The organism is Ornithinibacillus massiliensis (genome assembly GCF_018310345.1).
Classification (GTDB): domain Bacteria; phylum Bacillota; class Bacilli; order Bacillales; family Amphibacillaceae; genus Ornithinibacillus; species Ornithinibacillus massiliensis.
This window is the reverse complement of sequence record NZ_JAGXBY010000002.1, coordinates 771,531-790,416: the sequence shown is the minus strand read 5'-3', so window position 1 is coordinate 790,416 and position 18,886 is coordinate 771,531. Positions and strand designations below refer to the sequence as shown.

Genomic DNA, 18,886 nt, shown 5'->3' with positions numbered 1-18,886 from the left:
ATCAATGGACTAATAACAATATATGCATTTGTCCGTATGAAAGAGCCTGGTTATTGTGTTTTTAAAGTAAACAACGTGATCTCTGGTTTGCAAAGGAACCGGTAAGGTAGTCGTGTTGTACCAATGCCTCTACTTACATATAAGTCGAGATTACTAGATTCAAATCTATATTTTCCTTCTACATATTTCTCCGCGTATAACGGTGTATAAAGATGACCAACAAAAGGTAGTCTAACCTGTCCGCCATGACTATGACCTGATAGTTGAACATCGACAGGGAATTCCATTGATTTATCTGCAATATCAGGCTCGTGGGCTAGAAGGATCGTAAATAAATCAGGGTTGGTATTTTCTAATGTTTTAGAAAGATTTGGCTGTCCAAGCATAACATCATCGATTCCAGCGATAAGGATTCGGTCAACCTGTTGTTCGATGGTATGGTGACTATTTTTTAATAATTGAAAATTGGCTTGTCCCATGACTTCTTTTACAATTTCTGTTCCGTAGCCACCATGATCGTGATTGCCGTATATCCAGAACTTACCCTTTGGTGCATGTAATGAACTTAATAGATTAGTAAGTCTTGGATTCCAATTATATTGATTCGGTTTATCTACTAGATCACCGGTAAAAACAATTAAATCGGGTTCTAAAGCGTTTATTTTCTTAACTAGCTCTTGAAATTGATCAAGCGTATAATGAAATCCAATATGCGTATCGGAAAATTGAATGATTTTAAATCCATCAAATGAGGACGGTATTTTCTTGGATTGGATGGTTTCTTTATGTACGGTAAGCAATGCCGGTTCAACATTTCTTGCGTAATAATATGTACCTCCACTAATGCCAAAAAATGCAAGGGAACCAGCTAATAGTTTTTTTATAAAAGATCTTCTATTCATACTTTCACCTTCGTGAACATAATGTTTTTAAATTATAACATACCTATTCCAAAAATACGTATGACATGATAATACAAAAAATGGTATTTTGACTTTTTTGATAAATGGAAATACTATAGAGATAAAGAATTAAGTAAGGGGGAGTAAAAAATTGAATACGAAAACGGTAATCGTAACGGGTAGCTCAAGTGGTATGGGAAAGTACATGGCAAAAAAGTTTGCAGACGAGGGGTTAAATGTTGTCCTAACAGGTAGAACGAAAGAGAAGCTTGATATCGTTCGGGAAGAATTAACAGAAACTGCAAAAGGGGAACTTCTAGTTGTTCCAATGGATGTTCGGAGCCCAGAAGATGTAGAACGAATGGTAAGGGATACAGTACTTCATTTTGGAAGAGTTGATTATTTAGTAAATAATGCTGCTGGTAATTTTATCGTTCCGGCAGAAGAACTGTCTATAAATGGTTGGAATGCGGTAATAGATATTGTCTTAAATGGGACGTTCTATTGTAGTCGTGAGGTAGGAAAGTACTGGATAGAAAATAAAATAAACGGTTCCATTCTTAATATGGTAGCAACTTATGCATGGAATGCCGGAGCGGGTGTAATCCATTCCTCAGCAGCTAAAGCAGGTGTGCTAAATATGACAAGAACATTGGCAGTTGAATGGGGAACAAAATATGGGATTCGAGTAAACGCTATTGCTCCAGGACCAATAGAGCGAACTGGTGGAGCTGAAAAGTTGTTCTTATCCGAAGAAGCTGCAAAGCGTACGTTGGAATCTGTGCCGTTAAAACGATTAGGTAGGCCTGAAGAAATTGCTGAATTAGCATTATTCCTATTGTCAGAAAAGGCATCGTATATAAATGGTGAGGTCGTGACCATGGATGGTGGACAGTGGTTAAATAAATTTCCTTTTTAATAAAGTGATGAAGGATAAATTAGTAAACGACAGAATATCAGAAGTGCCCCCGGAGAAATAGGTGTATTTTCAATAAGAAGACAGGATCTGTTTTACTATACACTGGAGTGCTTACCCTGTCGTCATGGGATTAGGGAACCACTATTACGTTTTCGCTTCCGGGGTTCTCAAGCCCCTTCTATCATTCCTCTGAATTTAAGTACATTATCATATCTTTTTTATGATAGTATTTGACTTGTTTTCGGACATTGTTATCGTAAGAGCCATTCGCTTCATAGTATTTTTCAAAGTGGTACGTTGTTAATGCTTTTAGCGTTATATTTTTGTGAAGTAAGATATGTTGTACATGCTAAAACAACTTATAGTATGTTACAATTAATGTAGGTGATGATTACATTAGAGTAGGATAAGAAATGAAAGCCCCTTCGCAATTGAAATTGCACTATAGTTTTTTAAGGAGTGGGTACAATGAGTTTGTTGCAAGATCAAGAATTAACAGCATTAACGATTGCAGATATGATGATACCTTCTGAAAAAGTGGCTCATGTGCAAGTGAATAATCCATTGGAGCATGCTCTCTTAGTCTTAGTCAAATCTGGATATTCTGCAGTCCCAGTATTGGACTCCACATACAAACTGGAAGGTACAATTGGTAAGACAAAGATATTAAATGAAATATTAGGACTAGAACGCTTTGAAATTGATCGATTATCAGATTTGCAAGTTAAAGATGTCATGGTAACAGACGTTCCTAGGGTGTTAAAAGAGGATACATTAGCTGATGGGCTGAAGGCATTGATTGATTATCCGTTTGTCTGTGTTGTGGATGGAGAAGGATATTTTGATGGCATACTAACAAGAAGAGCTATTTTGAAAGAAATACGAAAAGATATTTATTCAGGAAAAAACAAACAAGGTCGTTAATACGGTTCCTTTGCAAAACTGCAAAGGAACTTTTTTTAAATTTAATATTTGCTCAAATGATAACAGTTTGTTAAAGTGAAAATTAGAAAAATTAGGAGGTGGCTGACCATGAAAATGTTAGATGCCAAAGAAATTATTAATTTTATTTCAAATAGTAAAAAAAGTACACCTGTAAAGGTTTATATAAAAGGTGATAACTTGAATGCACTATCCTATGGTACTATTCAAGCCTTTGTAGAGCAAAGAAGTGGGGTACTATTTGGTGAGTGGGATGAGGTTTCGGCATTTTTAAACGAACATAATAATGCCATTACTGACTTTGTAATAGAGAATGATCGTCGTAATTCGGCAATTCCATTATTAGACTTAAAAAATATTAATGCTCGCATCGAACCAGGTGCTATTATACGTGATCAAGTAGAAATTGGAGACGGTGTTGTTATCATGATGGGTGCCATGATTAATATTGGAGCAGTAATTGGTGACGGTACGATGATTGATATGAATGCGGTGTTAGGTGGTAGAGCGACGGTAGGAAAGAATTGTCATATTGGAGCCGGGACCGTGTTGGCTGGTGTGATTGAACCGCCTTCTGCAAAACCAGTAATAGTGGAAGATGATGTTGTTATTGGTGCTAACGTTGTTGTATTAGAAGGTGTGACAATTGGTGAAGGTGCTGTTGTTGCTGCCGGGGCAGTGGTTACTAATGATGTTGCGCCGAATACATTAGTTGCCGGAACACCTGCTAAAGTATTAAAAGAAATTGATGAAGGAACAAAGGCTAAAACGGAGATTATGCAAGAACTTCGTAATCTAGATAATTAGAGCAAGGAGAAAACCTATGGAGCTTGCGGAACTGAAGGAAATACGGAGAGATTTACATCGAATTCCGGAATTAGGGTTTCAGGAATGGAAAACCCAAGAATATTTATTACGGTTTATTCATGATATAGCAACAGATCGCGTATTGATACAGACATGGAAAACAGGTATACTCGTGAAGGTGTCGGGTTTAAATCCAAAGAAAAAAATAGGATACCGGGCAGATATAGACGGACTTCCGATTGAAGAACTTACTGGATCTGCGTTTGCCTCTACACATGAAGGGAAGATGCATGCATGTGGCCATGACTTTCATATGACGATTGCGTTAGGAGCCCTGAAATATGTTATAGAGCATCCTATTCAAGACGATGTCGTCTTTGTGTTCCAACCTGCGGAAGAGGGTCCAGGTGGAGCATTTCCTATGATGCAATCAGAGGAATTTCAAAGATGGAAGCCAGATTGTATTTTTGCACTTCATGTTGCACCTGAATATTCCGTTGGAACTATTGCTAGTAAGCCGGGGTTATTATTTGCTAATACAAGTGAATTATATATTGATTTTATTGGAAAAGGTGGGCATGCTGCCTTTCCGCATTTAACGAAGGATATGGCTGTAGCTGCAGGGAGCTTTATCTCTCAAGTACAACATGTTGTTTCTCGATCAATGGATCCTCAAGATAGTGCAGTTGTGACAATTGGAAAGATGTCGAGTGGACATGTGCAAAATGCCATTGCTGAAACAGCTAGGCTAGAAGGGACAATCCGAACATTAAATCCTGAAGCGATGACAAGAATAAAGCAAAAGTTAGAGAAAATGGCACAAGGGTTTGAGATTAGTCATGATTGTGAAATAAAATTAGACTATGGATCCAATTACTATCAAGTATATAATGATTCAGACTATGTCCAGTTATTCAAAGCTGTAGTGGAGCAATCTGAATTTACCTATTTAGGCGCTAAGAAAGCAATGACTGGGGAAGATTTTGGTTTTATGTTAAAGGAAATTCCAGGCTTTATGTTCTGGCTCGGTGTCGACTCACCCTACGGATTACATAATGCGAAACTGTCTCCAAAGGAAGAGGCTCTCGGGGTTGGTGTAAAAATAGTAAGCCAAATGCTTAAAACCATATCGTCAAAGGAATATTAATATAGAATATCTTCTTCACTTTCGGTAAAACTAAAGTTGTAAATTGCATACTTAGAGGAGTGAAGAAGATGGCTAGAATCGGGGTAGAAGAATCCCTTACTGATGTTAAGGAAGCATTAATGGCAATGGGTCATGAAGTAATTGAATTAAAATCAGAGGCTGACACAGCGCATTGTGATTGCTGTGTAATCTCTGGACTTGACAAAGACGTCATGGGTATGGCGGATACAAGTATAGCAGGACCAGTAATTAATGCGAGTGGACAGAACGCTGAAGAAATTGCTCAAATGGTAAACGAAAAATTAAGCTAGTAAGATCAAAAAGAGGCTCGTCACGTTTGGCCTCTTTTTTTATGTCTTTTTCATTATAAAAAATTTTTTAATAAATTATGAAAAAGAGGTGGTAATTTATTTCGGAAACCGTTATATTAGTAATTACGTGAATAAAAGAAAATAACTTCAGGGGGAGGGGAATGGATGGATACATTTAAAAAGCTTAAACAATTTTATTGGCCTTATAAAAACTACTTCTTTGGATCATTATTCTTCTTGTTTTTTGTAACGGTTATTACAGTTGTGTATCCTATCATTTTACAGTTAACAATTGATGAAGTTGTAGCAAAAGAAAAATATGAGTTAGTACCTTATATTGCTACAGTGTTTATTGTTCTAATGCTTATTAAGGGCATTGCAACATTTTATCACCAGTTTTTAGGGGACCGTTTTGGTGTAAGTACAGTCTATGAGTTACGTGATGCATTGTACAAGAAGCTTCAAGTCCTATCATTTAAATATTACGATAACGCTAAAACAGGAGATATTATGTCACGTCTAACGGCAGACGTAGAAGGTTTTCGCTTTTTCTTATCCTTTGGATTTTCCGAGTTGATAAGAATAATTTTACTTATCGCTATTAGTTTAAGTGTAATGTTTTATTACTCCGTGTCATTAACATTAGTCACAATGGCAGCAATGCCTTTCCTCATTTTAGTAGCGATGCGGTTTGAAAAGCTTGCACACGTGGCATTTAGAGGAATAAGAAAATCCTTTGGGAGACTAAACACAAGGGTACAAGAGAATATAAGCGGTGTGCAAACAGTCAAATCATTATCACGAGAAGATTTCGAAATTGGCAGGTTTTCCACAAGTAATGCAGACTATCGTCAAAATTACATTAAAACATCGGAGCTTTGGGCAAAGTACTTCCCACTAATGGAGTTTATTGGGAATGTGTGTGCTGTTGCACTACTTGGATTTGGTGGATATTTAGTTATTAATGGTAGTTTGAATCCTGGTGAGTTACTAGCATTCTTTAGCTTAGTTTGGTATATCATGGGACCATTAATGAATGTTGGTTACGTTATTAACATGTTTTCACAAGCGAAAGCATCAGGGGAAAGACTTCGTGAGATATTAGAAGAGAACGAAGAAATTGTAGTCAAAGAAAATGCCATTAAAGAATCAATTAAAGGTCATGTGACATTTAAAAATGTAACCTTGACCTATACAAAAGATGATGATTCTGCACTTAAGAATATTAACTTTGATGCGCCTCCAGGTAAGACAATTGGGTTAATCGGAGGTACAGGATCAGGTAAAACAAGTATTACGCAATTAATTACTCGTTTCTATGAACCTGAGAGTGGTGAGGTATTGGTCGATGGCAGACCTGTTCAAGACTATGATTTGAAGACGTTGAGAAGACATATTGGATTTGTGCTACAGGAATCGTTTTTATTCTCTACTACCATTCGTGAAAATATTGCGTATGGTAATCCAGATGCAACGGATGAACAGATAATAGATGCAGCAAAGCGTGCACAAGCACATGAGTTTATTATGGAAATGCCAAAAGGGTATGACACGTTACTTGGTGAAAGAGGTATGGGATTATCCGGTGGTCAAAGACAGCGTATTGCGATAGCGCGTGCCATATGTGTGGATCCGAGTATTCTCGTTCTTGATGATGCCACATCCGCTGTAGATATGGAAACAGAATTCCGTATCCAACAAGCATTAAAGGAAGTAATGAAGGGGCGTACTTCCTTTATCATTGCTCACCGAATTTCCTCCTTAAAACATGCGGATGAAATTATTGTATTAGATAATGGTGAGATTGTGGAAAGAGGTAGCCATGAGGAGTTATTAAAACAAAATGGTGCCTACAGGCGAATTTATGATATCCAATATCAAGACCATGATACGATTATGAATGCTGTGAACTAAGGGGGGATCAAGATGGCAAGTAAAAAAGAGAGTATTCCTGACAAAAGACATTTAAAACGATTTTATTATACGATAGATCAAGCGATAGAAAAGCCCTTTAACTGGAAGCAGATATGGCGTTTACTTGTATATTTAAAACCATACACGAAAACATATTTACTAGGTGCCATTATCGCTATGATTGTATCCACGGCTATTCGCTTAGCAATCCCTATCTTAATTAGTAAGGCTGCGTTTGATATAGCAATCGCGAATAAAGATACGAAACTGTTAATCAATCTCGTTATTATTATAGGGATACTGTACCTTCTAAGCTATATTGCGAACTATTTAAGAATTAAATGGGTGAATTTGCTAGGGCAAAATGTCATATATGATTTAAGACAGCATTTATTCACCCATGTACAGAGCTTATCTAATAATTTCTTTGATAAAAGATCTGCAGGCTCTATCCTAGTTCGTATTATGAATGATACCAATTCCTTACAAGAGTTATTTTCAAACGGTATCATCAATTTATTAATGGATATTGTTACATTACTTGGTATTGTTACCATTCTATTTACCTTAAGTCCTAAATTAGCAGTTGCAGTGATGGTTATTTTGCCGTTAATGTTTTATATTACAACAGTATTAAGAAGAAAGATTCGACGTACGTGGCAGGAAGTTCGTATTCAACAATCACGTATGAATTCACATTTGAATGAAAGCATTCAGGGTATTCGTATCACACAGTCGTTTACACAGGAAAAGGAAAACACTGAGTTCTTTGATGGGTTAAATACGGACACTTATTCTGCATGGATTGATGCAACGAGAAAAAGTGCTATGTTCCGTCCGTTTGTAGAAATGAGTAATGCCATAGGAACAGTAATACTAATTGCCTATGGTGCGCATTTAATTATTTTAGGACCCGATGCAGGTGGTATAGCAGTTGGTACCTTTATAGCCTTTGCCTTCTATCTAGGTATGTTCTGGGATCCTATTTCTCGATTAGGTCAGATGTATAATCAGTTGCTTGTAGCCATGGCTTCATCTGAACGGATTTTCGAGTATTTAGATGAAAAGCCGAATGTTGATGAAGCGGATAACCCTTATGAATTTACTGAAATGAAAGGGCATATTGAATTTGAGAAAGTTCAATTCTCCTATAATAATGACCGGATTGCACTACATGAAGTATCTTTAGAAATGAAGGCAGGTCAGACAATTGCGTTAGTAGGACATACGGGAAGTGGTAAATCAACTATTGCTAATTTAATTAGTAGATTCTATGATCCGACAAAAGGGCAAGTGAAGATTGATGGTCATAACTTACGAGATGTGTCATTAAAGAGCTTGCGTAAACATATTAGTGTAGTTTTACAAGATACCTTTATTTTCTCGGGAACGATTATGGAGAATATCCGTTTCGGCCGACCGGATGCAAGCGATGAGGAGGTATTGGAAGCTGCTAAAGTAGTCGGGGCAGATGATTTTATTAAACGTCTGGCAAAAGGCTACGAAACAGAAGTGGAAGAGCGAGGGAATATTCTTTCTGCCGGAGAAAGACAGTTATTATCATTTGCTCGTGCACTTTTAGCTAATCCTAGTATCATTATTTTAGATGAGGCAACAGCAAGCATCGATACGGAAACAGAGTTAAAAATACAAGCTGCACTACGAACATTATTGCATGGTAGAACAGCGATAATTATTGCTCATAGATTATCAACTATTAGAGAAGCAGATAATATTTATGTATTAGAGCATGGAAAGATTCTAGAGAATGGAAACCATGATGAATTAATGGCGCAAAAAGGAGAGTATTATCATTTAGTACGCTCACAATTTCAAATGCTCGATGCAATGTAAAACAGGAACACGAAGCAATTTTCGATAGGGAAATTGCTTCTTTTTCTTACAATTGTTAAAGTATAATTGATAGAAGGATATTGATGGAGGAACTCTAATGAGAAAAAAGGAATTTGCAGTTATTGGTTTAGGAAGATTCGGGGGGAGTATTTGTCAGGAATTAAGCCGTGAGGGAATGGAAGTATTAGCTATAGATCGTGATGAGGAAAAAGTGAATCAATTTAAACATATTGCTTCTCACGCAGTGATAGCTGACTCAACCGATGAAACGACATTGAAAGAATTAGGTATTAAAAACATTGACCATGTTATTGTTGCTATTGGTGATAACATCCAAGCTAGTATTTTGACAACCGTAGTATTAGTCGAATTAGGTGTACAGCGAATTACAGTAAAAGCTCAAAATGATTACCATGCCAAAATACTACATAAAATTGGAGCCCATCAAGTAGTACACCCGGAAAGAGACATGGGCCGAAGAATAGCTCATAGTATTATTTCCAATAATATTGTTGATTATCTAGAACTTTCAGATGACCACAGTATTGTCGAGGTAAAAGCAGGCAAGAAAATGACAGGTAAGTCTATTATTGAACTCGATATACGTGCAAAATTCGGGTGTACAGTTGTTGCGATTAAGCAGGGGAGAGATATAAACGTATCGCCAACTCCAGACGATATACTGACAGAAAACGATATATTAGTTGTAGTAGGTGCAGATAAAGACATTGCTAGATTTGAAAGGCAGCTAGTGATAGATGATTAATTTTCGTTTTAATGGAATGGAGTTTGTTCATATTACATAAAAAAGAAAGTCTTCTAAGGAGTCATACCCCTTAGAAGACTTTTTTAAACTTCCATAATAATCGGTAAGATCATTGGACGGCGTTTCGTTTTCTCATATAGGAATGGAGCAATTGTATCTGTAATTTCGTTTTTAATTTCAGACCATTGTGTCGTTTTTCTCTCCATTACTTTATTCAAGTGTGCAGAAACAAGCTTTTGAGCTTGATTAATCATGTCCTCTGATTCACGCATATAAACAAAACCACGAGAAATGATATCAGGTCCTGCAGCAATCTTGAACTCCTTCATGTTAATACTTACGACTACAATAACTAATCCTTCTTCCGATAGAATACGGCGATCACGTAAGACAATATTACCTATGTCACCAATACCGCTTCCGTCTACATATACAGAACCAGAAGGAATCTTTCCGGATACTTGTGCAGTATCTTTACTTAAAGCTAGCACATCACCATTATCCATAACGAAGGAATTTTCTAGATTTACGCCACACATTTCAGCTAATTTAGTGTGCTCCACTAACATACGGTATTCACCGTGAATCGGCATAAAGTACTTCGGCTGCATTAAGCGTAACATTAGCTTTTGTTCTTCTTGGCTTCCGTGTCCAGAAGTGTGAATATCATTTAATTTACCATGAATAACCTCTGCACCGGCACGGTACAACATATTGATGGTCTTGCTAACACTTAATGTATTTCCAGGGATTGGCGAAGAAGAAAATACTACTGTGTCACCAGGGATTATTTGAATTTGTCTATGTGTCCCATTTGCAATTCGAGATAATGCTGCCATCGGCTCGCCTTGAGATCCGGTACAAAGAATGGTTACTTCATTTGCTGGGAGACGATTAATCTCGTTTGCTTCGATAAATGTATCTTTTGGAGCTTGAATATAGCCAAGCTCTTGACCTAACTTAATAGCAGATTCCATACTACGCCCAAATACAGCAACTTTTCGATTATAGCGAACAGCAGCTTCTACCATCTGTTGAAGACGGTAAATATTTGAGGCAAAGGTAGCGAAAATAATTCTTCCAGTTACACGACTGAATATATCGCTAATATTTGCTCCAACTACTTTTTCAGACAAAGTAAAGCCTGGAACTTCACTATTCGTACTATCTGAAAGAAGACAAAGTACACCTTCTTTTCCTATTTCTGCCATTTTTGCTAAGTTTGCAGGTTCCCCAACTGGTGTGAAATCAAACTTAAAGTCACCGGTATGAACGATGTTGCCTGGTGGTGTCTTTACGACTATACCATATGCATCGGGAATACTGTGTGTGGTACGGAAAAAGCTAACAGATGTTTTACGGAATTTAATGATATCATCTTCTTGAATGGTATGTAATTTTGCATTTCTTAATAATCCATGTTCTTCTAATTTATTTCGAATTAAGCCAATCGCCAGCTTACCTGCGTATATAGGAATGTTAATTTCACGCAGTAAATAAGGAATTCCACCAATATGATCTTCATGACCATGTGTTACAATTAAGCCTTTTATTTTATCTTGATTTTGCACTAAATAGGTGTAGTCAGGAATAACATAATCAATACCAAGTAACTCATCTTCAGGGAATTTAATCCCAGCATCAATTAGAATTATTTCATCTTGAAATTGTACTCCGTACGTATTTTTTCCTATTTCACCAAGTCCACCTAGTGCAAATACTGCTGCCTGATCATTTTTTACGAATTTCATTTTTTAAACATTCTCCACTTTAAAATCTTCGGATTGTTTTTCATATGCTAAATGTGCTTCATCTAGTGGGTGGATGAATTCGATATTGTAGTTGCGATTGCTTAATTTTTGTCTTACTTCCTTTTCAGAATCTGCTTCAACATAAAGGCTTTTAGAACGTTCTCGTACTGGTATTTCTTGTCTAGATTCTTGGTATATTACTTTAAAAATCATACTATCTCTCCTGTCTCTCTCTATAACTTTATATTTACCATTCAAAAAATGTAAAGAAGATATCCGTTATTACTAATTAGCTTAAGCTCATTATGTAATTATTTCCGATTAGAATCGGTCCGTTTAATCCATTCATTTTAATATAACGATTGACTTAGAGTCTATCGTACATCCTAACTATATTCCGCATCTTTATAATCCGTTCACACCATGTAACTTAACAAAAAGACAGGTGAATGACTATGTTAGATTTATCATTATCGGTAGATTGGCTATCATTTATACCCTGCCTTTTTTTCTTTATTCTCTAAAAGTTGATGGTACACGTCCTCGGCCTAAAAAATCTTTCCAACGCTTCTTTAGCTTTTCTTTTAGGCGACGTAACATAAGGACATACACTCCTTTCAAAAGATTAAAGAAAAGCAAATATAATTTTCTACCGTCCAATCCCTCTTATTTATAGTATAGTATGGATTTGAAAATATTGAAATAAAAATCAACGATTTACTTTAAAAAACATTTTATTAAGAAAGCTATTTAAACGTTAGTTAGGTACCAAGGTCCAGTTTCTTAACCTTATGTTTCTCGAGAATACCGTTTTCTATGCATTGTATAAAAAAAGGGTCTGACCTTGTGGTCGACCCTTCATAACTAATCGATAGCTTTCGAATTTTCAGGAATTGCAAAAGGATTTTCTTTATCAATATGATCGTAGAACATAATACCATTCAAATGATCAATTTCGTGCTGGAATACAATTGCAGCATAATCCTTCAAACGAAGCTTTACTTGATTACCATTTATATCTGTTGCAGTAACGGTAATACGTGCATAACGTGGAACAAAACCTTCTACATTACGGTCAACAGATAGGCATCCTTCTCCCACCGTTAAATAAGCCTTCTCAACAGAATGACTTACAATTTTAGGGTTAAACAAACCGTAGCTATATTGATCGCCATTACCATCCTCGAAATGCACAGCCATCATCCTTTTGTTAATTCCTAATTGTGGTGCTGCAAGCCCTACACCAGGTCTCAAATTATATCGTGCACAGATTTTTTCATCTTGACTATTTTGTAAAAACTCAAGCATTTCTTTTAGTAAGGAAACTTCTTCCTCGGAAGGTGGAAGTGGTACTTCATTTGCAACTTCCCTTAATGAAGGGTGCCCCTCACGTACAATATCATTCATAGTTAGCATTTTGATTCACTCCAACTCTATAATGGTCCTATATTTATCATATTATAGTCAATTAAATAGTTTATCATATAATTAGTTTAGAAGGCATATTTTTACTTATAGAAGACAAGTAATAATTAATAAATGCTTTAATGATAATTTATGATATACTATTTAACAGTTCGACACAGAGTAGTTATTATACGAGAAGTTTTTGAGGGGGATAAGAAAACGTGAGATATAATCACTTAATACTAGTTATTATGTTAGGAATGGTTTTCCTATTAGCTGGGTGTGGAAATAGTCCGGAAACGCAAATATATAATCATTTGGAAGAGGCAGTTAAATTAGAAGAGGGTTTTCAGGAGCAACAAGATGAAATTACGAAGCTAGAGCAGGAAGAACAAGAATTATATAAACAAATCATTGAGCTAGGAATTGAAGAACTAGATCAAATAAAAGAATTCGCGGAAAGAGCGCTTGAGTCCATTGAGAAGAGAGACGAAAGAATAAGCTTGGAGAAAGAAAGCCTAGATGCTTCTCGCGCAGAATTCGAACAGTCTAAAGAGTTGATTGGCGAAATAAAGGATGAGGAAGTTAAAGAGAAGGCGTTAACGATGTATGACACCATGATTAATCGTTTTGATGCTTATGATATTCTAAACAAGACATATAATGAGTCCTTAGAGCTTGAAAAGCAATTATATGAGATGCTACAACGTGAGGATTTAGAGCAAGAAGCGTTGCAAGAACAAGTTGAGAAGGTTAATTTAAAGTATCAAGAAGTAATTGAAGCGAATAGCCTTTTTAATGACTATACTTCTGAATATAATGAATTAAAAAAGAACTTCTATGAAGTAGCTGAGATTAATGTGAAATATATTGATTAACGAAGCCTAACTTGTAAGAGAGCTTCCCTAGCATATTAGGGAGGCTCTTTTTTGTTTCAAAATGTAACAGAATAAAATTGTAACTATAACAGATTAGGGCAGTGTCCAAGAAACTGTCTTAATGAAGATGTGAAAATATAAAACAAAGTAGTTGACCTAAAGGGATTATATACGCTAAACTTTACATGTATTAAAAATTGTACCAGTATTTTTTGCGGAATTTATGTAACAGTTTTGGCTGTTTCTCCACTTATGATTACAACCGATTTGCATGTAGGCATAAATATGAGCAAATAGGTACAGATTTTCCAAGTTTTTGGGAAGGATAGTAAAGATAAATTTATAAGGATACATGAAAGGAAGAGGTGAACTATTTTGAAACACGTTTTAGAGAGTGTTGAAAGTCAGTTCGAAATGTTCCAGATTCTTAATGAAGATGGGAAAATTGTCAATAAGGATGACATGCCGGATTTATCAGATGATGAATTAAAAGAGCTTATGAGAAGAATGGTTTATACTCGTATTTTAGACCAACGTTCGATCGCGCTTAACCGTCAAGGACGTTTAGGCTTCTATGCTCCTACTGCAGGTCAAGAAGCTTCACAATTAGGTAGTCATTTTGCACTAGAAAAAGATGACTTTATTTTACCAGGGTATCGTGATGTGCCTCAGTTGATTTGGCATGGCTTACCACTATATCAAGCGTTCTTATTCTCTAAAGGACACTTCCATGGAAACCAAATGCCTGAGGGAGTTCATGCATTACCTCCACAAATCATCATTGGTGCTCAATATGTGCAAGCTGCTGGTGTTGGTTTAGGTCTTAAAATGAGAGGTAAAAAAGCTGTAGCAATTACTTATACTGGTGATGGTGGTACATCACAAGGTGACTTCTACGAGGGTATGAACTTTGCTGGAGCATATGGAGCTAATAATATCTTTATTGTACAAAACAATGGTTTTGCCATTTCTGTACCTAGAGATAAACAAACTGCTGCTAAAACATTAGCACAAAAGGCTATTGCAGCTGGTATTGAAGGTATTCAAGTAGATGGTATGGACGTTCTTGCTGTATATGCAGCGACAAAACATGCTCGTGAACGAGCAATTGCTGGAGAAGGCCCAATGTTAATTGAAACAATGACATACCGCTATGGTCCTCATACAATGGCTGGCGATGATCCAACACGTTACCGTTCTGCAGATCTTGATTCTGAATGGGAGAAAAAAGATCCATTAGTACGCTTCCGTAAATTCCTGGAAGGTAAGAAATTATGGTCTGAGGAAGAGGAAAATCAAGTAATTGAACAAGCAAAAGAAGATATTAAAGAAGCTATTAAAAAAGCTGACCAATATCCTAAACAAAAAGTTACTGATTTTATTTCTAATATGTTCGAGAAACTTCCAAATAATTTAGTAGAACAAATGGAAGAGTATAAAGCAAAGGAGTCGAAGTAAAAAATGGCACAAATGACAATGATTCAAGCAATCACTGATGCACTACGCGTAGAATTGAAAAATGATGAAAACGTGTTAGTGTTTGGTGAAGATGTCGGCCAAAATGGTGGGGTATTCCGTGCTACAGAAGGCCTTCAAAAAGAATTCGGGGAAGATCGTGTATTTGATACGCCATTAGCTGAATCTGGAATTGGTGGTCTTGCAATTGGTCTAGCATTGCAAGGATATCGCCCAGTACCGGAAATTCAATTCTTCGGCTTTGTGTATGAAGTAATTGATTCTATTAGTGGTCAAATGGCACGTATGCGTTATCGTTCTGGTGGTACTCATACTGCACCTATTACTGTTCGTTCACCATTTGGTGGTGGAGTACACACTCCAGAATTACATGCTGATTCATTAGAAGGATTAATGGCACAACAACCTGGTTTGAAAGTAGTTATTCCATCTACTCCATACGATGCAAAAGGACTATTAATTTCAGCTATTCGTGATAATGATCCTGTAATTTACCTAGAACACATGAAATTATACCGCTCTTTCCGTGGTGAAGTTCCTGAAGGTGAATATACAATCGAGCTTGGAAAAGCAGATGTAAAACGTGAAGGAAAAGACGTAACAATTGTAACTTACGGTGCAATGGTACATGCTTCTCTAAAAGCTGCAGAAGAGCTTGAGAAGAATGGAATTGATGTTGAAGTAATCGACTTACGTACGGTTTCTCCAATTGACATAGATACTATATTAGAATCAGTTAAGAAAACCAATCGTGTAGTTGTGGTTCAAGAAGCTCAGCGTCAAGCTGGTATTGCTGCAAATGTTGTTGCTGAGATTCAAGAAAGAGCAATTTTACATTTAGAAGCTCCAGTATTGCGTGTTACTGCACCTGATACGGTATACCCATTCTCAGAAGCAGAAGAAGTTTGGTTACCAAATTACAACGACATCATTGAAAAAGTAAACACAGTAGTGAATTTCTAAAAGTAAAAGGAGGCTATTTAAATGGCTTTTGAATTTAAATTACCGGATATTGGTGAAGGAATCCACGAAGGTGAGATTGTTTCATGGATGGTAAAAGAAGGCGACGAAGTTAAAGAAGATGACATTCTTTGTGAAGTACAAAACGATAAAGCTGTAGTAGAAATCCCTTCTCCAGTAGAAGGTACGGTAACAAAGATTTTTGTACAAGAAGGAGAAGTAGCTATCGTAGGTGATACACTTATTTCCTTTGATGCAGAAGGCTATGAAGATGCTGGAAGTGAAGAACCAGCTGAAGCTGTTGTTGAAGAAGCGAAAACAGAATCACCAAAAATGGAAGTTTCTCCAAATAACGCGCAAGCAGAAACTGTTGTAGATGAAACAAAGCGTGTAATTGCGATGCCTTCTGTACGTAAATATGCTCGTGAAAACAACGTTAATATCAAACAAGTAACAGGCTCTGGAAATAATGGCCGTATTACAAAAGAAGATATTGATAATTTCTTAACAGGTGGCACATCTCAAGCTCAGGGTACGGAAGCTACTGCTACAGAAACAGCACCAGCTGAAGAAAAATCTGCTAAAGCACCTGTACTAGAAGGTGACTTCCCAGAAACTCGTGAGAAAATGAGTCCAATTCGTAAAGCAATTGCGAAAGCGATGGTTAATTCGAAGACGAAAGCACCTCACGTAACGTTAATGGACGAAGTAGATGTTACAGAACTAGTTGCACATCGTAAGAAATTTAAACAAGCAGCAATTGATCAAGGAATTAAGCTTACGTACTTACCATACGTAGTAAAAGCTCTAGTTTCAGCTTTAAAACAATATCCTATTTTAAACGCATCTATCGATGATGCTACAGAAGAAATTGTTCAAAAACATTACTACAATGTTGGAATCGCTGCAGATACAGATAAAGGATTATTAGTTCCTGTAGTTAAAAATGCTGATCGTAAATCTATTTTCGCCATTTCTGCTGAAATTAATGAATTGGCAGAAAAAGCTAGAAGTGGTAAACTAGCACCAGATGAGATGAAAGGCGCTTCAAGTACTATTTCTAACATTGGTTCTGCTGGTGGTCAATGGTTTACTCCAGTTATCAACTATCCAGAAGCAGCTATTCTAGGTATTGGCCGAATTGCTGAGAAACCAATTGTTCGTGACGGAGAAGTAGTAATTGCTCCAGTACTTGCAGTTTCCTTGAGCTTTGACCACCGTATTGTTGATGGTGCAACTGCTCAAATGGCCTTAAATCAAATCAAGCGATTATTAAATGATCCACAATTAATCATGATGGAGGCGTAAGGATTATGGTAGTAGGAGATTTTCCAATTGAATTAGACACTCTAGTTGTCGGAGCTGGTCCTGGGGGATATGTTGCTGCAATTCGTGCTGCACAATTAGGTCAAAAAGTTACAATCGTAGATAAAGGCGCTCTTGGTGGCGTATGTCTAAATGTTGGTTGTATTCCTTCAAAAGCACTAATTGAAGCTGGTCATTCTGTTGTTCATGCAAAAGGTAATGAAGATTTAGGTATTAAATCTGAAAATGTTACATTTGATTTTGCGAAGGTACAAGAGTGGAAAGCATCTGTAGTTAATAAGCTTACATCTGGTGTAGAAGGTTTATTAAAAGGTAATAAAGTTGATATCATTAAAGGCGAAGTTTACTTTGTAGATAAAAATACAGTTAAAGTAATGGATGAAAAAACATCTCAAACATATACATTCAAAAACTGTATTATTGCAACAGGTTCATCACCTATTGAAATTCCGACATTCAAATTCTCAGAACGTGTACTTGATTCAACAGGTGCATTAAATCTTAAAGAAGTACCGAAGAAAATGGTAGTAATTGGTGCAGGATATGTCGGCAGTGAGCTTGGATCCGCTTATGCAAACTTCGGAACAGAAGTTGTCTTCCTTGAAGGTGCAAAAGATATTCTGAGCGGATTTGAAAAACAAATGACTGCTCTTGTTAAGAAACGTCTTAAAAATAAAGGTGCAACAATTGTTACAGAAGCAATGGCTAAAGGTGTTGAAGAAACAAAAGATGGCGTGAAAGTAACATACGAAGTTGGCGGAAAAGAGGAAGTTGTTGAAGCTGATTATGTACTAGTTACTGTTGGTCGTCGTCCAAACACTAGTGAAATTGGTCTTGAACAAGTTGGTATTGAATTAGACGAAAGAGGTCTAGTAAAAGTAGATAAGCAATGTCGTACAAATGTAGAAAACATTTATGCAATTGGGGATATTGTTCCTGGAGCGCCACTTGCTCATAAAGCTTCTTATGAAGGTAAAGTTGCTGCTGAAGCAATCAGCGGTGAAAAATCTGAGATTGACTATATCGGTATGCCTGCCGTAGCATTTGTTGAGCCTGAGCTTGCATCAGTAGGGTTAACGGAAGCAGAAGCGAAGGAACAAGGCTACAATGTAAAAGTAGCTAAATTCCCATTCGGTGCTAATGGTCGTGCATTATCATTAAATAATACAGATGGCTTCTTGAAATTAGTTACACGTAAAGAAGATGGTCTAGTTCTAGGTGGTCAAATCGCTGGCCCTAATGCAAGTGATATGATTTCTGAAATTGGATTAGCTGTAGAAGCAGGGATGACTGCTGAAGATATTGCATTAACTATTCATGCTCACCCAACACTTGGTGAGATTACGATGGAAGCAGCTGAAGTTGCACTCGGAACACCTATTCATATGCTTTAATTTTAAAGTAAAGAGTGATGTTTGGTTCTTGACGAACCGACATCACTCTTTTTTTGACCGATAATCTTCGTTTATTCATACAAAAGGATAAGGCTAATTAACCTAATCAGATACTTAGGCAATTTATGGCAT

17 protein-coding genes are annotated in these 18,886 nt (G+C 36.6%); 13 read left to right on the top strand and 4 right to left on the bottom strand.

What is annotated here, in order from left to right; genetic code table 11:
- Positions 1-50: 50 nt before the first annotated feature.
- On the bottom strand, positions 51-902 hold the full coding sequence (locus KGF86_RS08275; protein ID WP_186868526.1) for a metallophosphoesterase: 852 nt from the start codon (positions 900-902) through the stop codon (positions 51-53).
- Positions 903-1,053: 151 nt separating this feature from the next.
- Here KGF86_RS08275 and fadH point away from each other — a divergent pair, with 151 nt between their 5' ends.
- The 8 genes from fadH (at position 1,054) to KGF86_RS08235 (ending at position 9,562) form a co-directional block, all read left to right on the top strand.
- Positions 1,054-1,821, top strand: a complete 768-nt coding sequence (gene fadH, locus KGF86_RS08270) for a 2,4-dienoyl-CoA reductase (RefSeq protein ID WP_186868527.1) — start codon at positions 1,054-1,056, stop codon at positions 1,819-1,821.
- Positions 1,822-2,289: 468 nt separating this feature from the next.
- Positions 2,290-2,745 (top strand): cyclic-di-AMP-binding protein CbpB, encoded by a 456-nt coding sequence (gene cbpB, locus KGF86_RS08265; protein WP_211741553.1) that lies wholly within the window; start codon positions 2,290-2,292, stop codon positions 2,743-2,745.
- 108 nt (positions 2,746-2,853) lie between these two features.
- The gene (dapD, locus tag KGF86_RS08260; RefSeq protein ID WP_211741552.1) at positions 2,854-3,570 is read left to right on the top strand and encodes a 2,3,4,5-tetrahydropyridine-2,6-dicarboxylate N-acetyltransferase; all 717 of its coding nucleotides are present in this window, start codon (positions 2,854-2,856) and stop codon (positions 3,568-3,570) included.
- Between the two features lie 16 nt (positions 3,571-3,586).
- Positions 3,587-4,717 carry an N-acetyldiaminopimelate deacetylase gene (locus KGF86_RS08255; RefSeq protein ID WP_211741551.1) on the top strand — a complete coding sequence of 377 codons (1,131 nt, stop codon included), beginning with the start codon at positions 3,587-3,589 and terminating at the stop codon, positions 4,715-4,717.
- 68 nt (positions 4,718-4,785) lie between these two features.
- Positions 4,786-5,028: a YkuS family protein gene (locus KGF86_RS08250; RefSeq protein WP_211741550.1), complete on the top strand. Its 243-nt coding sequence runs from the start codon at positions 4,786-4,788 to the stop codon at positions 5,026-5,028.
- Between the two features lie 165 nt (positions 5,029-5,193).
- Positions 5,194-6,942: an ABC transporter ATP-binding protein gene (locus tag KGF86_RS08245; protein ID WP_211741549.1), complete on the top strand. Its 1,749-nt coding sequence runs from the start codon at positions 5,194-5,196 to the stop codon at positions 6,940-6,942.
- A gap of 12 nt (positions 6,943-6,954) precedes the next feature.
- Entirely contained in the window at positions 6,955-8,796 is a 1,842-nt protein-coding gene (locus KGF86_RS08240) for an ABC transporter ATP-binding protein (protein WP_211741548.1), read from the top strand.
- 97 nt (positions 8,797-8,893) lie between these two features.
- Positions 8,894-9,562: a potassium channel family protein gene (locus KGF86_RS08235; protein ID WP_186868534.1), complete on the top strand. Its 669-nt coding sequence runs from the start codon at positions 8,894-8,896 to the stop codon at positions 9,560-9,562.
- 83 nt (positions 9,563-9,645) lie between these two features.
- On the opposite strand, the gene rnjA is transcribed toward KGF86_RS08235, so the two are convergent.
- The 3 genes from rnjA to def all read right to left on the bottom strand — a co-directional run bounded on the left by rnjA (position 9,646) and on the right by def (position 12,729).
- Positions 9,646-11,313 (bottom strand): ribonuclease J1, encoded by a 1,668-nt coding sequence (gene rnjA, locus KGF86_RS08230; RefSeq protein WP_186868535.1) that lies wholly within the window; start codon positions 11,311-11,313, stop codon positions 9,646-9,648.
- A gap of 3 nt (positions 11,314-11,316) precedes the next feature.
- Positions 11,317-11,526, bottom strand: coding sequence for a DNA-dependent RNA polymerase subunit epsilon (locus KGF86_RS08225; protein WP_186868536.1), 210 nt, complete (start codon positions 11,524-11,526; stop codon positions 11,317-11,319).
- A gap of 651 nt (positions 11,527-12,177) precedes the next feature.
- On the bottom strand, positions 12,178-12,729 hold the full coding sequence (gene def, locus KGF86_RS08220) for a peptide deformylase (RefSeq protein WP_186868537.1): 552 nt from the start codon (positions 12,727-12,729) through the stop codon (positions 12,178-12,180).
- 212 nt (positions 12,730-12,941) lie between these two features.
- Here def and KGF86_RS08215 point away from each other — a divergent pair, with 212 nt between their 5' ends.
- From KGF86_RS08215 to lpdA, 5 genes are all read left to right on the top strand, one after another.
- Positions 12,942-13,598 carry a YkyA family protein gene (locus KGF86_RS08215; protein WP_343221435.1) on the top strand — a complete coding sequence of 219 codons (657 nt, stop codon included), beginning with the start codon at positions 12,942-12,944 and terminating at the stop codon, positions 13,596-13,598.
- Positions 13,599-14,012: 414 nt separating this feature from the next.
- A complete protein-coding gene (gene pdhA, locus KGF86_RS08210) occupies positions 14,013-15,056 on the top strand; it encodes a pyruvate dehydrogenase (acetyl-transferring) E1 component subunit alpha (protein ID WP_186868815.1) in 1,044 nt (347 codons plus the stop codon).
- 3 nt (positions 15,057-15,059) lie between these two features.
- On the top strand, positions 15,060-16,037 hold the full coding sequence (locus KGF86_RS08205; RefSeq protein ID WP_186868538.1) for an alpha-ketoacid dehydrogenase subunit beta: 978 nt from the start codon (positions 15,060-15,062) through the stop codon (positions 16,035-16,037).
- Positions 16,038-16,058: 21 nt separating this feature from the next.
- Complete coding sequence (locus KGF86_RS08200; protein ID WP_186868539.1) at positions 16,059-17,342, top strand: dihydrolipoamide acetyltransferase family protein; 1,284 nt, start codon at positions 16,059-16,061, stop codon at positions 17,340-17,342.
- 5 nt (positions 17,343-17,347) lie between these two features.
- Complete coding sequence (lpdA, locus tag KGF86_RS08195) at positions 17,348-18,754, top strand: dihydrolipoyl dehydrogenase (RefSeq protein ID WP_186868540.1); 1,407 nt, start codon at positions 17,348-17,350, stop codon at positions 18,752-18,754.
- Positions 18,755-18,886 lie beyond the last annotated feature (132 nt).

Coding starts and splice junctions, on each gene's coding strand:
- rnjA (WP_186868535.1), bottom strand. CDS start 11,313: ATGAAATTCGTAAAAAATGATCAGGCAGCAGTATTTGCACTAGGTGGA.
- lpdA (WP_186868540.1), top strand. CDS start 17,348: ATGGTAGTAGGAGATTTTCCAATTGAATTAGACACTCTAGTTGTCGGA.
- KGF86_RS08250 (WP_211741550.1), top strand. CDS start 4,786: ATGGCTAGAATCGGGGTAGAAGAATCCCTTACTGATGTTAAGGAAGCA.
- KGF86_RS08225 (WP_186868536.1), bottom strand. CDS start 11,526: ATGATTTTTAAAGTAATATACCAAGAATCTAGACAAGAAATACCAGTA.
- dapD (WP_211741552.1), top strand. CDS start 2,854: ATGAAAATGTTAGATGCCAAAGAAATTATTAATTTTATTTCAAATAGT.
- KGF86_RS08255 (WP_211741551.1), top strand. CDS start 3,587: ATGGAGCTTGCGGAACTGAAGGAAATACGGAGAGATTTACATCGAATT.
- KGF86_RS08275 (WP_186868526.1), bottom strand. CDS start 902: ATGAATAGAAGATCTTTTATAAAAAAACTATTAGCTGGTTCCCTTGCA.
- KGF86_RS08240 (WP_211741548.1), top strand. CDS start 6,955: ATGGCAAGTAAAAAAGAGAGTATTCCTGACAAAAGACATTTAAAACGA.
- KGF86_RS08200 (WP_186868539.1), top strand. CDS start 16,059: ATGGCTTTTGAATTTAAATTACCGGATATTGGTGAAGGAATCCACGAA.
- KGF86_RS08245 (WP_211741549.1), top strand. CDS start 5,194: ATGGATACATTTAAAAAGCTTAAACAATTTTATTGGCCTTATAAAAAC.
- KGF86_RS08235 (WP_186868534.1), top strand. CDS start 8,894: ATGAGAAAAAAGGAATTTGCAGTTATTGGTTTAGGAAGATTCGGGGGG.
- KGF86_RS08205 (WP_186868538.1), top strand. CDS start 15,060: ATGGCACAAATGACAATGATTCAAGCAATCACTGATGCACTACGCGTA.
- def (WP_186868537.1), bottom strand. CDS start 12,729: ATGCTAACTATGAATGATATTGTACGTGAGGGGCACCCTTCATTAAGG.
- pdhA (WP_186868815.1), top strand. CDS start 14,013: ATGTTCCAGATTCTTAATGAAGATGGGAAAATTGTCAATAAGGATGAC.
- cbpB (WP_211741553.1), top strand. CDS start 2,290: ATGAGTTTGTTGCAAGATCAAGAATTAACAGCATTAACGATTGCAGAT.